This is a genomic window from Azospirillum brasilense, from assembly GCF_005222205.1.
In the GTDB taxonomy this organism is placed as follows: Bacteria; Pseudomonadota; Alphaproteobacteria; order Azospirillales; family Azospirillaceae; genus Azospirillum; species Azospirillum brasilense_G.
Genome location: NZ_CP032345.1, coordinates 139,412 through 153,670 on the forward strand (window position 1 = coordinate 139,412; position 14,259 = coordinate 153,670).

Sequence of the window (14,259 nt, forward strand, 5' to 3'; positions counted from 1 at the left end):
GACGCCCATCCGTCAACGTCTCGTGCAGAAGGCCCCTTGTCGTGACCGCGCGGCGATCTCTTTTCTTGAGGGGTATGGGCGAAAACATCCGCGGGGGAGGCTCGGCATGGACGGTGCGTGGCGTCTGGCGGGGGTGGCCGTCGCGGTTCTTGTGGCCGGCGGAGCGGGTGCGCCGGTCCTGGCCGATACGCCGGTCGATCTGGAACTGGTGCTGGCCGTGGACGTGTCCGGCAGCGTGGACGCGGAGGAAGGCCGTCTTCAGCGGGAAGGCTACGTCGCCGCCCTCACCGACCCAAAGGTCCAGGCGGCGATCCGCGGCGGTCCCTTCGGGCGCATCGCCGTCACCTACGTCGAATGGGCCGGCGACAGTTTCCAGCGCATCACCGTGCCCTGGACCCTGCTGAGCGACCACGGCAGCGTCGAGGCCTTCGCCTCCTCCATCGCGGAATCGCCCACGCTGAGCGCGCAATGGACGTCGATCAGCGCGGCCATCGACTTCAGCGCCCGCCTGTTCAACGACAACGGATTCGAAGGGACGCGGCGGGTCATCGACGTGTCGGGCGACGGGGTCAACAACCGCGGCCGCCCGGTGCAATGGGCGCGCGACGAGGCGGTCGCCGCCGGGATCACCATCAACGGCCTGCCGATCCTCAACGACCGGCCCAACCCCTGGGGCGGGGCGGCGCCGACGAATCTCGACGGCTATTACGAGGAGCATGTGATCGGCGGGCCCGGCGCCTTCCTGGTCCCCGCCGTCAGCTTCGAGGCCTTCGCGGACGCCATCCTGAGCAAGCTCCTGCTGGAGATCTCCGGTCTTCCGCCCGACCCCGGCGCGGGCGGGCTCCGGGGCCTCGCCAGCCGTTAGCTGGATCGTTGCCAGATTGGTTCAACAAACATTACCTATGGAAGGCCGGTCATCCGGTTCGAAACCTGCGAGCGAGACCATGCCGATCAAGACGATCCTGCTGCACATGTCGAACGACGACCGCCACACCCTGCGTCTGGAGGCGGCCGCCATCCTCGCCAAACGCTTCTCCGCCTTTGTCGAGGTGCTGTTCGTCGCCACGCCGGTGTCCATGCCCGCCGCGGTGACCGGCCGCGCCGCGTCCTACGCCTACATCGCGGAGGCCACCGCCATCGCCCACGAGAAGGCGGAGCAGATCGAGCAGGAGGTTCGGCAGGCGCTGAAGGACTGCTCCTACTCCTGGACAATCGAGGAAGGTGACCATGTAGAACTGCTGGCCGCCCGCGCCGTCTACGCCGACCTTGCCGTGGTGACTCAGAGCCATGACGACGAGCGTAGCGACCGGGTGGCGCTCCAGGTGCCGGACCGGCTGCCGCTGACCAGCCCCTGCCCCACCTTGGTCCTGCCCCATGCCGCACCGTCCGCCTCGGGGATCGGACGCCACGCGGTGGTCGCCTGGAAGAACACGCGGGAGTCCGGGCGCGCCGTTCGAAACGCCCTGCCGTTCCTGAAGGAGGCGGAGAAGGTCACGGTGGTCACCGTCGACCCGCCGGGCCACCGGCTCGACAGCGGACGCGACCTGATGATCTGGCTGGAGCGCCACAGCGTGCGCAGCCAGCATCAGGCGATCATCTTCAAGGGCGGTGACGTTGGCGACGTTTTGATCAGCGCCTGCCGCGAGCTGGGCGGCGATCTTCTGGTGATGGGGTCCTACGGCCATTCCCGCCTGCGGGAGATGGTGCTGGGCGGCGCCACCCGGACGGTGCTGGCGAAGCTGGAAGTGCCGGTTCTGATGTCCCACTGACCGGCGAAGCGCCGGGCGGCGACGGGCCGCCCGGCATCGGTACCTGGAGTTTCGGACCTAGAGGAAGAACACCCAGGTCACCAGGACGAACAGCGGCACCAGGATGCCGAAGGACCACAGCATATAGCCGAAGAAGCTCGGCATCGCCACGCCGCGCTCCTCGGCGATGGCCTTGACCATGAAGTTCGGCGCGTTGCCGATGTAGGTGTTGGCGCCCATGAACACCGCGCCCGCCGAAATGGCCGCCAGGGTCACCGCGAGATCGGTCATCAGCACCTGCGCGTCGCCGCCCGCGGTGTTGAAGAAGATCAGATAGGTCGGCGCGTTGTCGAGGAAGCTGGACAGGATGCCCGCCGCCCAGAAATAGGCCGCCGGGACCGGTTGGCCATCCTGGTTCACCGCCGCGATGATGGCGCCGAGCGCCCCGTCGGTGCCCGCCCGCAGGATGGCGATGGCCGGGATGATGGTCAGGAAGATCGCCGCGAACAGCTTCGCCACCTCCAGGATCGGCCCCCAGGTGAAGGCGTTCAGGCGGCGGCTGTGCGCGCTGGTCAGCGTCAACGACAGGCCGGTGATGACGAGGAGCAGCAGGTTGCTGACGATCGTCTCCAGCGGCACGTGGATGTGGTAGATCTCCACCCCCACCCCCGGATGCCAGACGCCGCTGAGCAGGACGGCACCGACGATGGCGACGAGCAGGAGCAGGTTGACCGCCCCCTCGATCCGCACCGGCTCCCGCTCGTGCACCCCCTCGATCAGCGGGTGCTTGCCGGGGTCCTTGGTGTGCAGGTAGAGGTCGACCACGAAATAGATCGCCAGCAGGCAGCCGGCCACCAGCATCATCGGCCAGAACAGGTGCACGGTCGGCCAGAAGAAGCTGACCCCCTTCAGGAAGCCCAGGAACAGCGGCGGATCGCCCAGCGGCGTCAGGGAGCCGCCGACGTTCGACACCAGGAAGATGAAGAAGACGATGGTGTGCACCTTGTGCCGCCGGTGCTCGTTGGCACGGATCAGCGGGCGGATCAGCAGCATCGAGGCGCCGGTGGTCCCCATCAGGCTCGCCAGCAGCGTGCCAAGCCCCAGCCCCAGCGTGTTCGCCAGCGGCGTCCCAACCAGGGTGCCGGCGATCCGCACGCCGCCCGCCACCGTGAAGAGGGCGGTCAGCAGCACGATGAAGGGGATGTATTCGAGAAGAAGGGTATGCAGCAGCTCGTAGGTGGCGAGCCCCGCCCCAAAGGTCAGCGCGAAGGGCATCAGGAAGGCGATGGCCCAGCCGGCGGCGACCTTGCCGAAATGATGGTGCCAGAAGGACGGCGCCAGCAGCGGCATCAGCGCGATGGACAGGAGAATCCCGGCGAAGGGAATCACCCAGAACACGCTCAGATCCCGCCCGTCGAGATGCGGAGCCCCCGCCGCTTCCGCCGCCAGGGCCAACCCCGGCAGTCCGGCGACGGCGAGGCCAGCCAGGGCGGCCAGGGGTACGGACAGTGAACGGGGGAGGCGGTGTCGGGTGGGTCGGGCGTCGGTCATAACACGCATTCATCTGTAATATCAGTTACCGAAGTATGCGTCTCCGAAAGGGCTAAGCCAAGCCGGATCGCCCCCACGAAATCACCTTACCCGCCGTGCGTGAAAAACGTGTCTCTAGCCGCAGGGCTTCAGTTCGAGGGGACTCGGGACCGGTCCGCCGATCCAGCCGTGAAGCGGGCGGCACTCTCCCCCCGCGCACAGCCTGTGGTCCGGCGTGTAGGACGAGGCGGCCAGCACCAGCCGCTCCAACGGCGGTACCGCCGGCACCCATATCCACCAGCGATCGGCGAAGCGGGCGCCCGGCGGCGGCTCCATCCCGGCGCCGGTGCCCTTCACGCGGGCTTCGGTCAGGACAAGACGCCCATCCTCGATGCGCCACTCCTCCCGCCATTCGGTCTTCTCCACCGAATGGGTCCAGGACAGGGTGAAGGCGGGACCCGGCAGGGCGGCCAGAACCGCCCCGCCGAACGCCGACAGGCACAAGGCCACGCTCATGCCGTCTTCATCATGCCGGGGCGCTGCTCCGCCCCAGGCGCCGCAGGCGATGGCGCTGCCACAGCAGGAAAGCCGCCGTCATGGTGAAGCCGACCTCGTCCGTCACCGGCAAGGCCACGACGAACAGGAAGGCGGCGGCGGCCGAGAACACCCGCTCCGCCAGGTTGAGAGGCGTCCAGAAGAAGCCGATGGTCGCCGCTCCCCACAGGCCGATGGCGATCAGCGCCTTGAACAGGACGTAGGCCACGGCCAGCGGATCGGTGGTCTGGAGCATCAGCGCGGGGGAATACACCGCCATGAAGGGCACGACATAGCCGGCCATGGCGATCCGCGTGGCGATGAATCCGACCTGCATGTGCCCGGCCCGGCAGATGGACGAGGCGGCCAGCGCCGCCAGCGCCACCGGCGGGGTCAGGTCGGCCATGATGCCGAAGTAGAAGACGAACATGTGCGACACGATCAGCGGCACGCCCATCTGCAGCAGGGCCGGCGCCGCGATGGCCGCCGTGACGATGTAGTTGGCCGTCGTCGGCAGCCCGGTGCCCAGCAGGATGCAGGCCAACATGGTGAGGATCAGCGCGACCAGCAGATTGCCGCCGGACAGCTGCACGATCGTCCCGGCGAAGCTGGAGGCTAGTCCGGTCAGGGTCAGGATCCCGATCAGCACGCCCACCAGCGCGCAGGCCACGCCGACGCCCACGGCGTTCTTGGCGCCATCGGCGAGGCTGTTCACCAGCATCGCCAGAGTCTCCCGCCCGCCCTTCACGATCAGGCAGGGAATGACCAGAAGCCCGACGATGGCGAAGGCCAGATGCTCCGTCCGCCAGCCCATCCGCCACAGCGCCGCGGCAAGGAGCCCCAGCACGACCCAGAAGGCGACGCGCAGGGCCATCGGCCCGATGGAACCGACGATTGTCGTGCCGAGGATCAATGCGATGGTCGACGCGATGCCGATCACCCCCGCAAACAGCGGTGTGAAGCCGGAGAACAGCAGGTAGACCAGCGCCGCCAGAGGCAGGATCAGGTACCAGCCCTCGATCAGCGCGCGGGACACGCTGGGGCATTGGTCCTTCGGCAAGCCGATAAGGTTGCGCTTGCCCGCCTCCAGATGGACCATCCAGAAGGCGCTGCCGAAATAGAGGATGGCCGGGATCGCCGCGGCAATGGCGATGTCGCTGAAGGGAACGCCGATGGTCTCGGCCATGATGAAGGCGGCGGCCCCCATGACCGGCGGCATGAGCTGCCCACCCATGCTGGCCGTCGCCTCGACCGCCCCGGCGAAGGCTGGGCGGTAGCCGAAGCGCATCATCAGGGGAATGGTGAACTGGCCGGTGGTCAGCACGTTGGCCACGCCCGAGCCGTTGATCGTCCCCATGAAGCCGGAGGAGATGACCGCCACCTTCGCCGGCCCCCCCTTGGCAGACCCGACGAGGCCCAGCGACACGTCGTTGAACAGCTTGATCATGCCGGCGCGCTCCAGAAAGGCGCCGAACAGGATGAACAGGAAGATGAAGGTCGCGGAGACGAAGGTGGGCGTGCCGTAGATGCCCTCGGTCGACAGGTACAGGTTGTCGATGACCTGATCGATGTCGTAGCCGCGGTGGGCCAGCCCGAAGGGCAGATGCCGCCCGAACAGCGCGTAGGGAATGAAGACGCCGCAGATGATCGGCAGCGCCCAACCCGTGATGCGCCGGGCGCCCTCGAACACCAGCGCGATGGTGATCGCGCCGACGATCAGGTCCGTCATGTTCGGATCGCCGGCCCGCTGGATCAGATCGACCTCGAACACGTAGTGATACAAGCCCAGCGTGAAGGCGCCGAGGCCGAGCAGCCAGTCGTACCAGGGCACGCTGCGCCTCTCCCCGTGCGAGCGGAAGCCGAACAGGGTGAAGGTCATCAGCAGGAGGAAGCCGACATGGACCGACCGGACGACCATGCTGGACAGCGGGTTGAACGCCGCCGTCCAGATCTGGAACAGCGAGAAGGCGACGGCGATGGCGAAGACGGCCTTTCCGGACACGCCTTCGAAGGCCACGACCGTCGAGGGATTCTCGCGGTCGATGGCCTGGCGGATCTTGTTGTCCGCGTCTTGGGAGGATGCGCTCATCGCACGGGGGTTCCGGGACGACGGGGCACGCTTACATCAGGCCCTTTTCCTTGTAGAACTTCTCCGCCCCCGGATGCAGCGGCACCGGCGACTGGATGGTGGCCGCGTCCAGCTTGATCTGCTTGGCCGCGGCGTGGGCGGCGGCCATGGCTTCGAGATTCTCGAACATCGCCTTGGTCATCGCGTAGACCGCGTCGTCCGACACGCCGGAATGGGTGACCAGCAGGTTGCGCACTGCCGCGGTCGGCACCGGCTCGCTCTGGCCGCTGTAGCTGTTGGCCGGGATGGTTTCCGCGATGTAGGCGGGATCGCCGACCTTCTGGATCACGTCGGCCGGGATCGACACGATGGTGATCTCCTGCGAGGTCGCCAGATCCTTGATCGCCGCCACGCCGAGGCCGGCGGAGATGAGCGTCGCGTCGAGCTGCCGGTTCTTGATCAGGTCCACCGATTCGGCGAAGGGCAGATACTCGGTCTTGGAGAAGTCCTTGTAGCCCAGACCGGCGGCAGCGAAGATCGCGCGGGCGTTCAGCTCCGTCCCCGACTTCGGCGCACCCACCGACACGCGCTTGCCCTTCAGGTCGGCCAGCGTCTTCACGCCGGAATCCTTGCTGGCGACGATCTGGATGTAGTTGGGGTAGATGGCGGCGACGGTGCGCAGCTTGGTCAGCTTGGTCTTGAAGCCGGCCTCCTCGTCGCCCTTCCAGGCGCCGCTTAGCGAATCGCCGAGCGAGAAGGCGATCTCGCCGCGCTCCGACTGGAGGAGGTTCAGGTTCTCCACCGAGGCCTTGGTCGCCTGGACGGTGACCTTGGCCCCCGGGATGGCCTTGCCGTAGATGCCGGACAGCGCGACGCCCAACGGGTAATAGACGCCGCTGGTGCCGCCGGTGAGGACGGTGACGAACTGCTCGGCCTGGGCCGGCAGCGCGGTGAGCATGCAGACGCCGACCGCGGCCAGGAAACGCTTCATTCTTCTATCCTCCCAAAAGGCTGTCCGTAGCGGATCGTTCGTAAGACGCTTTGGTTTGCGTCGGATTGTTGGCTATCCTAACTTGTGGTCGGTGGGTCCGCCAGTCCGTAGGAACCGATAGGCGCGCGGCGGTTCGGCACAAGCCCTCTCCCTTCGGAGGAGGCCGAACGGCGTCTTGACCGGACAGGACGACGCCCCCCTATCCTTGTTCCGGTTGGTCCTGCACCACACTTTATCCCGCAGATTTGGAAGAGCCGTCGAAAGAAGCGTCGCGAAGGTCGGGGCAACAGAACGTCACCAACATTGGGAGGACAGCGGATGCCGTGTACCGTTTCCATGACCGTCAACGGAAAGGCGGTCTCGCGCGAGGTGGAGGAGCGGACCCTGCTGGTCACCTTCCTCCGTGACCAGCTCGGCCTGACCGGCACCCATGTCGGCTGCGACACCAGCCAGTGCGGCGCCTGCGTCGTCCACATCGACGGTCGGTCGGTGAAGTCCTGCACCATGCTGGCCGCCCAGGCCGACGGCGCCGCGGTCACCACCATCGAGGGGCTGGCGGCGGCCGACGGCACGCTGCACCCGATGCAGGCGGCCTTCCGCGAGCATCACGGCCTGCAATGCGGCTTCTGCACGCCGGGCATGGTGATGAGCGCCGTCGATCTGGTGACGGCCAACCCCTCCCTCAGCGAGCACGACGTCCGCGAGGGTCTGGAGGGCAACATCTGTCGCTGCACCGGCTACCACAACATCGTCAAGGCGGTGATGGCCGGGGCGGAGGCGATGCAAGGCGGCACGATGAAGGCCGCCGCCGAATAACGGGCGGAAGCAAGGCTCACATGGGAGGAACACCAAGATGGCGAACCCCACCGGCATCGGCGCTTCCGTGCGCCGGCGCGAGGACGCGCGCTTCCTGACCGGGCGCGGCACCTACACCGACGACATCAACCGGCCCGGCCAGACCCACGCGGTCTTCGTCCGGTCCCCCTACGCCCACGCCCGCATCACCGGCATCGACGCGGCCGAGGCCATGCAGGCCCCCGGCGTGATCGCCGTGCTGACCGGCGCCGACATGGAGGCCGACAAGGTCGGCAGCCTGCCCTGCGGCTGGCAGATCCATTCCAAGGACGGCTCCCCGATGAAGGAGCCGCCGCACTTCCCGATCGCCCGCGACCGCGCGCGCTACGTCGGCGACGCTGTCGCCGTGGTCATCGCCGAGACGCGCGAGCAGGCGAAGGACGCCGCCGAACTGGTCATGGTCGATTATGAGGAACTGCCGGCGGCGGTGACCTCGCTGAAGGCGCTGGAGGGCGGCGCGCCGCTGGTCCATGACGACGTCGGTGGCAACCTCTGCTTCGACTGGCATCTCGGCGACGCGGCGGCGGTTGACGCGGCCTTTGCGCAGGCCGCCCATGTGGCGAAGCTCGATCTGGTCAACCAGCGGCTCGTCCCCAACGCCATGGAGCCGCGGGCGGCGCTCGGCGAATACGACCGGGCGACCGGCGAGCACACGCTGACCACCACCAGCCAGAATCCGCACGTCATCCGCCTGCTGATGGGCGCCTTCGTGCTGGGCATCCCGGAGCACAAGCTGCGCGTCGTCGCCCCCGACGTCGGCGGCGGCTTCGGCTCCAAAATCTTCCATTACGGGGAGGAGGCGGTCGTCACCTGGGCGGCGAAGAAGGTCGGGCGCCCGGTGAAATGGACCGCCGAGCGCTCCGAGAGCTTCCTGACCGACGCCCATGGCCGCGACCATGTCAGCCACGCCGAGCTGGCGATGGACCGCGACGGCAACTTCCTGGCGCTGCGCGTCGCGACCATCGCCAACATGGGCGCCTATCTGTCGACCTTCGCGCCGTCGATCCCGACCTACCTCTACGCCACGCTGCTCGCCGGCCAGTACAAGACCCCGGCGATCTACGCCGAAGTGAAGGCGGTCTTCACCAACACCGTGCCGGTGGATGCCTACCGCGGCGCCGGGCGTCCGGAGGCCTGCTACCTGATCGAACGGCTGGTCGAGGTCGCCGCCGCCGAGACGGGCATCGACAAGGCGGAGCTGCGTCGCCGCAATTTCGTGCCGGCCAGCGCCATGCCGTATCAGACCCCGGTGGCGCTCCAGTACGACACCGGCGACTTCGCCAAAAATCTCGACATCGCGCTGCCGCTGGTCGACTACGACGGTTTCGCGGCGCGCAAGGCGGAATCCGCCCGGCGCGGCAAGCTGCGCGGCATCGGCTTCGCCACCTACATCGAGGCCTGCGGCATCGCGCCGAGCAACGTCGCGGGCGCGCTGGGCGCGCGGGCCGGGCTGTATGAATCGGCGGAGGTGCGCTTCCACCCCACCGGCTCGGTGACGGTCTTCACCGGCTCCCACAGCCATGGGCAGGGTCACGAGACGACCTTCGCGCAGCTCGTCTCCGAGCGCTTCGGCGTACCGATCGAGAATGTGGAGATCGTCCACGGCGACACCAGCAAGATCCCCTTCGGCATGGGCACCTACGGCTCGCGCTCCCTGGCGGTCGGCGGGTCGGCCATCGTCAAGGCGATGGACAAGGTGGAGCGCAAGGCCAAGAAGATCGCCGCCCACATGCTGGAGGCCGCCGAGGCCGACATCGAGGTGAAGGACGGGCGCTTCGTGGTGGCCGGGACCGACAAGGCTTTGACCATTGGCGACATCGCCCTGCAGGCCTACGTCCCGCACAACTTCCCGCTCGACGAGCTGGAGCCGGGGCTGGACGAACAGGCCTTCTACGACCCGAAGAACTTCACCTACCCCAACGGCTGCCACGTCTGCGAGGTGGAGATCGACCCCGACACCGGCGTGGTGCAGGTGGTCAACTTCGCCGCGGTGGACGATTTCGGGCGCGTCATCAACCCGCTGATCGTCGAAGGGCAGGTCCATGGCGGGCTGGTCCAGGGCATCGGGCAGGCGCTCTACGAGAACTGCGTCTATGACGAGGACTCGGGCCAGCTCATCACCGGCTCCTACATGGACTATTGCATGCCGCGGGCGGACGACGTGCCGTCCTTCACGGTGCGCTACCACGAGGACCAGCCCTGCACCCACAACCCGCTGGGCGTGAAGGGCTGCGGCGAGGCCGGGACCATCGGCGCGTCCGCCGCCGTGATGAACGCGGTGGTTCACGCCCTGTCCGAATACGGCGTCACGCATCTCGACATGCCGGCGACCCCGGAGCGGGTCTGGCAGGCGATCCGGCGCCACACCCCCGCCCAGGCGGCCGAGTAAGAGGGAGGAGACATCATGTACGCCTTCACCTATCACCGCCCCAAGAGCGTCGCCGACGCCGTCGCCCTGCTCGGCCAGTTCGAGGACCCGAAACTTCTGGGCGGCGGGCAGACGCTCCTGCCGACGCTCAAGCAGCGCCTCGCCCGGCCGAGCGATCTGATCGACCTCGGCCAGATTCCGGAGCTCCAGGGCATCCGGGAGGAGGCCGGCGGCCTGACGGTCGGCGCCTTCACCCGCCACGCCCAGGTCGCTCATTCCGATGTCGTGCAGCGGGTCATCCCAGCGCTGGCCAGCCTCGCCGAGGGCATCGGCGACCGGCAGGTGCGCAACATGGGCACGCTCGGCGGGTCGATCTGCAACGCCGATCCCTCCGCCGACTACCCCGCCGCGGTCGTCGCGCTGAAGGCGACGGTGAGGACCGACCGGCGGGAGATCGCCGGCGACGACTTCTTCACCGGCATGTTCGAGACGGCGCTGGAGCCCGGTGAGATCGTCACCGCCGTGCATTTCCAGAAGCCCGACAAGGCCGCCTACGCCAAGTTCCGCAACCCGGCCAGCCGCTACGCCATCGTCGGCGTCTTCGTGGCCGTGTTCGGCAGCGAGGTTCGCGTGGCGGTGACCGGCGCAGGTCCGTCGGTCTTCCGGGCCGACGACATGGAGGCGGCGCTGGCCCAGGACTTCCGCGCCGACGCCCTGAACGGCGCGTCGGTGTCGGCGGCCGGGCTGAACGCCGACATCCACGCCAGCGCCGACTACCGCGCCCATCTGGTGCGGGTGATGGCGCGGCGCGCGGTGGAGGCGTGTGGGTAACCGTCTTCCCTCTCCCGCCCTGGGAGAGGGTGGCGCGAAGCGCCGGGTGAGGGTACCGTCGAGCATCGGTGCCGTACGCTTGTCGGCACCCTCACCCTTCCCACATCGTGGGCCCCTTCCCTCTCCCGGGGCGGGAGAGGGAGTTTTCCCGCTGGATGACGGATGGCCATGCCCAACACCCTCCCCGCTTCCGTCGATGACACGCTGGACCTGCTGCGGCGGGGGAACTACGTCGCCGACCGCTCGCTGGCGACGGCGCTGTACCTCGCGCTGAAGCTTCGGCGCCCGCTGTTCCTGGAGGGCGAGGCCGGGGTCGGCAAGACCGAGATCGCCAAGGTGCTGTCCGCCACGCTGGGCCGGCGCCTGCTGCGGCTGCAATGTTACGAGGGGTTGGACGTCGCCGCGGCGGTCTACGAGTGGAACTACGCCCGGCAGATGATGGAAATCCGGCTGGCGGAGGCGTCGGGCGACCGTGACCGGGAGGCGCTCGGCGCCGACCTCTTCTCCGAGCGCTTCCTCATCAAGCGCCCGCTGCTCCAGGCGCTGGAGCCCGATCCGGCCGGCGCGCCCGTCCTGCTGATCGACGAGTTGGACCGCACCGACGAGCCGTTCGAAGCCTACCTGCTCGAAATCCTCTCCGATTTCCAGGTCTCGATTCCGGAGTTTGGGACGGTCACGGCGCCGGAGCCGCCCATCGTCATCCTGACCTCCAACCGCACCCGCGAAATTCACGACGCGCTGAAGCGGCGCTGCTTCTACCACTGGGTCGATTACCCCAACGCCGAGCGTGAGCGCGCCATCCTGGCGGTGAAGGCGCCGAACGCCGACGCCCGGCTGGCCGCCCAGGTGGTCGGCGTCGTGCAGAGCCTGCGCGGGATGGACCTCTACAAGGCGCCGGGCGTGGCGGAGACTCTGGACTGGGCGCAGGCGCTGGTGGAGCTGAACCAGCTGGAGCTGGAGCCGTCGGTCATCAACGACACGCTGGGCACGCTGCTGAAGTACCAGGACGACATCGCCCGCATCCAGGGCAGCGAGGCCGCGCGCATCCTGGCCCAGGTCAAGACGGAACTCGCCGCCAGCACGGCGCGGTGAGCGGCCATGCAAGGCGGCCTTGCCATCAACCTGATGCATTTCGCCCGCGCGCTGCGGGCGGCGGGGCTGCCGGTCGGGCCGGGCAAGCTGCTCCAAGCCGTTGAAGCCGTGGAGGCGGTGGGGATCGGCAACCGGGCGGACTTCTACTGGGCGCTGCACGCCGTCTTCGTGAACCGGCGCGACCAGCGCGAGGTTTTCGACCAAGCCTTCCACGTCTTCTGGCGCAACCCCGACATCCTGAAGCGGATGATGGGGCTGATGCTGCCGACCATCCGCACGGAGTCGCCGGACACGCAGGACCCGCTGTCCCGCCGCGTCGCCGACGCGCTGCGCGGCACCGCGCCGGAGGCCGAGGGGCCGGAGAAGTCGGAGATCGAGGTGGACGCCGCCTTCACCGTTTCGGCCCAGGAACGGTTGCAGGAGAAGGACTTCGAGAAAATGTCGGCGGCGGAGATGGCCGAGGCCAAGCGCATGCTCGCCCGCATCGCCCTGCCGGTCGCCGAGGTGACGACCCGCCGCCACCGTCCCGACCCGCGGGGGCCGCGCGTGGACCCGCGGGCGACGCTGCGGCGGATGCTGCGCTCCGGCGGCGATCTGGCCGATCTGGCGCGGCGCAGCCGCCGCACGCGCCCGCCGCCGCTGGTCGTGCTGTGCGACATCTCCGGCTCCATGACACGCTATTCACGGATGCTGCTGCATTTCATGCACGCGCTCAGCAACGACCGCGACCGTGTGCACAGCTTCGTCTTCGGCACCCGCCTGACCAACATCACCCGCCACCTGCGGCACAAGGACGTGGATGTGGCGCTGGACGCCGTGTCGGCGGCGGTGGCGGACTGGTCGGGGGGAACGCGCATCGGCACGGCGCTGCACGCCTTCAACCGGACCTGGGCGCGCCGGGTCCTCGGCCAGGGCGCGGTGGTCTTGCTCATCACCGACGGGCTGGACCGGGATGCCGGCGAGGGGCTTGCGGCGGAGGCCGAACGGCTGCACAAGAGCTGCCGCCGACTGGTCTGGCTGAACCCGCTCTTGCGGTGGGAGGGGTTCGCACCAAAATCCAGCGGTATCCGGGCCTTGTTGCCGCATGTGGACGACTTCCGCCCGGTCCACAACCTGAACAGTCTGGCCGGGCTCGCCGACGCGCTGAACCGCGACGGGCCGCGACGGGCCGAAAGCCTGCGCAAGTGGCTGAAGGAGGCCGCATGAAGGACGATATTCTGGAGCAGGCCGCGGGCTGGCGCGCGGAGGGCCGCAAGGTCGCCCTGGCGACGGTGGTCGCCACCTGGGGGTCCTCCCCCCGCCCGGTGGGCAGCCAGATGGCGGTGGACGACGCCGGCTCGATGATCGGCTCCGTCTCCGGCGGCTGCATCGAGGGGGCCGTGGTGCACGAGGCGCGCAAGACCATGGAGGATGGCGAGCCCCGGATGATCTCGTTCGGGGTCAGCAACGAAATGGCTTGGGAGGTCGGGCTGGCCTGCGGCGGCCGGGTGCAGGTCTATGTCGAGGCCGTGGAATGAAGCGCGACATCACCGAACGGCTGCTGGCCGCCCGCAAGGCCGGGCGTCCCGTGGCCCTGGTCACCGACCTCGGCACCGGCCTGCAGACTCTCGTCTATGAGGACGCCATCCACGGCGGCTTCGGGCTGGAGGACGACCTTCTGGAGGAGGTGCGGGAGCGGCTGCGCCAGGATCGTTCCGGCCTCGTCAGCGATCCGGAGGATGAGGAGGACGGCGTCCAGCTGTTCGTTCAGACCCACAACCCACCGCTGCGGCTGCTGGTGGTCGGCGCCGTACACATCGCCCAGGCGCTGGCACCACTCGCCACGCTGACCGGCTATGCCGTCACGGTGATCGACCCGCGCGGCTCCTTTGCCACCGAATCGCGCTTCCCCGGCGTTGCCCTGCACGATTCCTGGCCGGACGAAGCCCTGGCGGATTTGAAGATCGACAACCGCACCGCCGTGGTGACCCTGACCCACGACCCCAAGCTGGACGACCCGGCCCTGCTGGTGGCGCTGCGCTCCCCGGCCTTCTACGTCGGCTCGCTCGGCAGCCGGCGCACCCACGCCAAGCGGCTGGAGCGGCTGACGGAGCAGGGCGTGACCGACGCGGAGCTGGCGCGCATCCACGCCCCGGTCGGGCTGGACATCGGCGCCGTGACCCCGGCGGAGATCGCCCTGTCGGTCATGGCCCAGATCACCGCCGTGCGGCGCAAGGCCGGCGCGGCCTGACAGGAGTTCACC

Annotated in this window: 13 protein-coding genes; 9 read left to right on the forward strand and 4 right to left on the reverse strand. The window is 68.6% G+C overall.

The features are described from left to right. Positions 1 to 106: 106 nt before the first annotated feature. Positions 107 to 865 carry a DUF1194 domain-containing protein gene (locus D3869_RS00710; protein ID WP_137138538.1) on the forward strand — a complete coding sequence of 253 codons (759 nt, stop codon included), beginning with the start codon at positions 107 to 109 and terminating at the stop codon, positions 863 to 865. A 79-nt stretch (positions 866 to 944) separates the two neighbouring features. Beyond that, positions 945 to 1,769 (forward strand): universal stress protein, encoded by an 825-nt coding sequence (locus tag D3869_RS00715; RefSeq protein WP_137138539.1) that lies wholly within the window; start codon positions 945 to 947, stop codon positions 1,767 to 1,769. Positions 1,770 to 1,826: 57 nt separating this feature from the next. Here the strand turns inward: D3869_RS00715 and D3869_RS00720 are convergent, their stop codons facing one another. The 4 genes from D3869_RS00720 to D3869_RS00735 form a co-directional block, all read right to left on the reverse strand. Next, positions 1,827 to 3,299: a sodium:proton antiporter gene (locus D3869_RS00720; RefSeq protein ID WP_137138540.1), complete on the reverse strand. Its 1,473-nt coding sequence runs from the start codon at positions 3,297 to 3,299 to the stop codon at positions 1,827 to 1,829. Between the two features lie 114 nt (positions 3,300 to 3,413). Continuing rightward, a complete protein-coding gene (locus D3869_RS00725; RefSeq protein ID WP_137138541.1) occupies positions 3,414 to 3,794 on the reverse strand; it encodes a DUF1850 domain-containing protein in 381 nt (126 codons plus the stop codon). A gap of 10 nt (positions 3,795 to 3,804) precedes the next feature. Beyond that, positions 3,805 to 5,901, reverse strand: a complete 2,097-nt coding sequence (locus D3869_RS00730; RefSeq protein WP_137138542.1) for a TRAP transporter permease — start codon at positions 5,899 to 5,901, stop codon at positions 3,805 to 3,807. 31 nt (positions 5,902 to 5,932) lie between these two features. Continuing rightward, the gene (locus D3869_RS00735) at positions 5,933 to 6,871 is read right to left on the reverse strand and encodes a TAXI family TRAP transporter solute-binding subunit (RefSeq protein WP_137138543.1); all 939 of its coding nucleotides are present in this window, start codon (positions 6,869 to 6,871) and stop codon (positions 5,933 to 5,935) included. Positions 6,872 to 7,189: 318 nt separating this feature from the next. Here D3869_RS00735 and D3869_RS00740 point away from each other — a divergent pair, with 318 nt between their 5' ends. The 7 genes from D3869_RS00740 to D3869_RS00770 all read left to right on the forward strand — a co-directional run bounded on the left by D3869_RS00740 (position 7,190) and on the right by D3869_RS00770 (position 14,247). Continuing rightward, positions 7,190 to 7,687 (forward strand): (2Fe-2S)-binding protein, encoded by a 498-nt coding sequence (locus D3869_RS00740; protein ID WP_137138544.1) that lies wholly within the window; start codon positions 7,190 to 7,192, stop codon positions 7,685 to 7,687. Positions 7,688 to 7,724: 37 nt separating this feature from the next. Next, positions 7,725 to 10,115, forward strand: coding sequence for a xanthine dehydrogenase family protein molybdopterin-binding subunit (locus D3869_RS00745; protein WP_137138545.1), 2,391 nt, complete (start codon positions 7,725 to 7,727; stop codon positions 10,113 to 10,115). A gap of 15 nt (positions 10,116 to 10,130) precedes the next feature. Continuing rightward, positions 10,131 to 10,925 (forward strand): FAD binding domain-containing protein, encoded by a 795-nt coding sequence (locus D3869_RS00750; protein WP_137138546.1) that lies wholly within the window; start codon positions 10,131 to 10,133, stop codon positions 10,923 to 10,925. Positions 10,926 to 11,093: 168 nt separating this feature from the next. After that, complete coding sequence (locus D3869_RS00755) at positions 11,094 to 12,017, forward strand: AAA family ATPase (RefSeq protein WP_137138547.1); 924 nt, start codon at positions 11,094 to 11,096, stop codon at positions 12,015 to 12,017. 6 nt (positions 12,018 to 12,023) lie between these two features. Continuing rightward, the gene (locus D3869_RS00760; RefSeq protein WP_137138548.1) at positions 12,024 to 13,223 is read left to right on the forward strand and encodes a vWA domain-containing protein; all 1,200 of its coding nucleotides are present in this window, start codon (positions 12,024 to 12,026) and stop codon (positions 13,221 to 13,223) included. Further along, positions 13,220 to 13,534, forward strand: a complete 315-nt coding sequence (locus tag D3869_RS00765) for an XdhC family protein (RefSeq protein WP_035673760.1) — start codon at positions 13,220 to 13,222, stop codon at positions 13,532 to 13,534. The genes D3869_RS00760 and D3869_RS00765 overlap by 4 nt, the downstream gene beginning before the upstream one ends. Continuing rightward, on the forward strand, positions 13,531 to 14,247 hold the full coding sequence (locus D3869_RS00770) for an XdhC family protein (RefSeq protein ID WP_137138549.1): 717 nt from the start codon (positions 13,531 to 13,533) through the stop codon (positions 14,245 to 14,247). The genes D3869_RS00765 and D3869_RS00770 overlap by 4 nt, the downstream gene beginning before the upstream one ends. The last annotated feature ends 12 nt before the right edge of the window (positions 14,248 to 14,259 follow it).

Excerpts from the sequence above, each read along its gene's own strand:
- D3869_RS00710 (WP_137138538.1), top strand. The coding sequence starts at position 107 with ATGGACGGTGCGTGGCGTCTGGCGGGGGTGGCCGTCGCGGTTCTTGTG.
- D3869_RS00715 (WP_137138539.1), top strand. The coding sequence starts at position 945 with ATGCCGATCAAGACGATCCTGCTGCACATGTCGAACGACGACCGCCAC.
- D3869_RS00720 (WP_137138540.1), bottom strand. The coding sequence starts at position 3,299 with ATGACCGACGCCCGACCCACCCGACACCGCCTCCCCCGTTCACTGTCC.
- D3869_RS00725 (WP_137138541.1), bottom strand. The coding sequence starts at position 3,794 with ATGAGCGTGGCCTTGTGCCTGTCGGCGTTCGGCGGGGCGGTTCTGGCC.
- D3869_RS00730 (WP_137138542.1), bottom strand. The coding sequence starts at position 5,901 with ATGAGCGCATCCTCCCAAGACGCGGACAACAAGATCCGCCAGGCCATC.
- D3869_RS00735 (WP_137138543.1), bottom strand. The coding sequence starts at position 6,871 with ATGAAGCGTTTCCTGGCCGCGGTCGGCGTCTGCATGCTCACCGCGCTG.
- D3869_RS00740 (WP_137138544.1), top strand. The coding sequence starts at position 7,190 with ATGCCGTGTACCGTTTCCATGACCGTCAACGGAAAGGCGGTCTCGCGC.
- D3869_RS00745 (WP_137138545.1), top strand. The coding sequence starts at position 7,725 with ATGGCGAACCCCACCGGCATCGGCGCTTCCGTGCGCCGGCGCGAGGAC.
- D3869_RS00750 (WP_137138546.1), top strand. The coding sequence starts at position 10,131 with ATGTACGCCTTCACCTATCACCGCCCCAAGAGCGTCGCCGACGCCGTC.
- D3869_RS00755 (WP_137138547.1), top strand. The coding sequence starts at position 11,094 with ATGCCCAACACCCTCCCCGCTTCCGTCGATGACACGCTGGACCTGCTG.
- D3869_RS00760 (WP_137138548.1), top strand. The coding sequence starts at position 12,024 with ATGCAAGGCGGCCTTGCCATCAACCTGATGCATTTCGCCCGCGCGCTG.
- D3869_RS00765 (WP_035673760.1), top strand. The coding sequence starts at position 13,220 with ATGAAGGACGATATTCTGGAGCAGGCCGCGGGCTGGCGCGCGGAGGGC.
- D3869_RS00770 (WP_137138549.1), top strand. The coding sequence starts at position 13,531 with ATGAAGCGCGACATCACCGAACGGCTGCTGGCCGCCCGCAAGGCCGGG.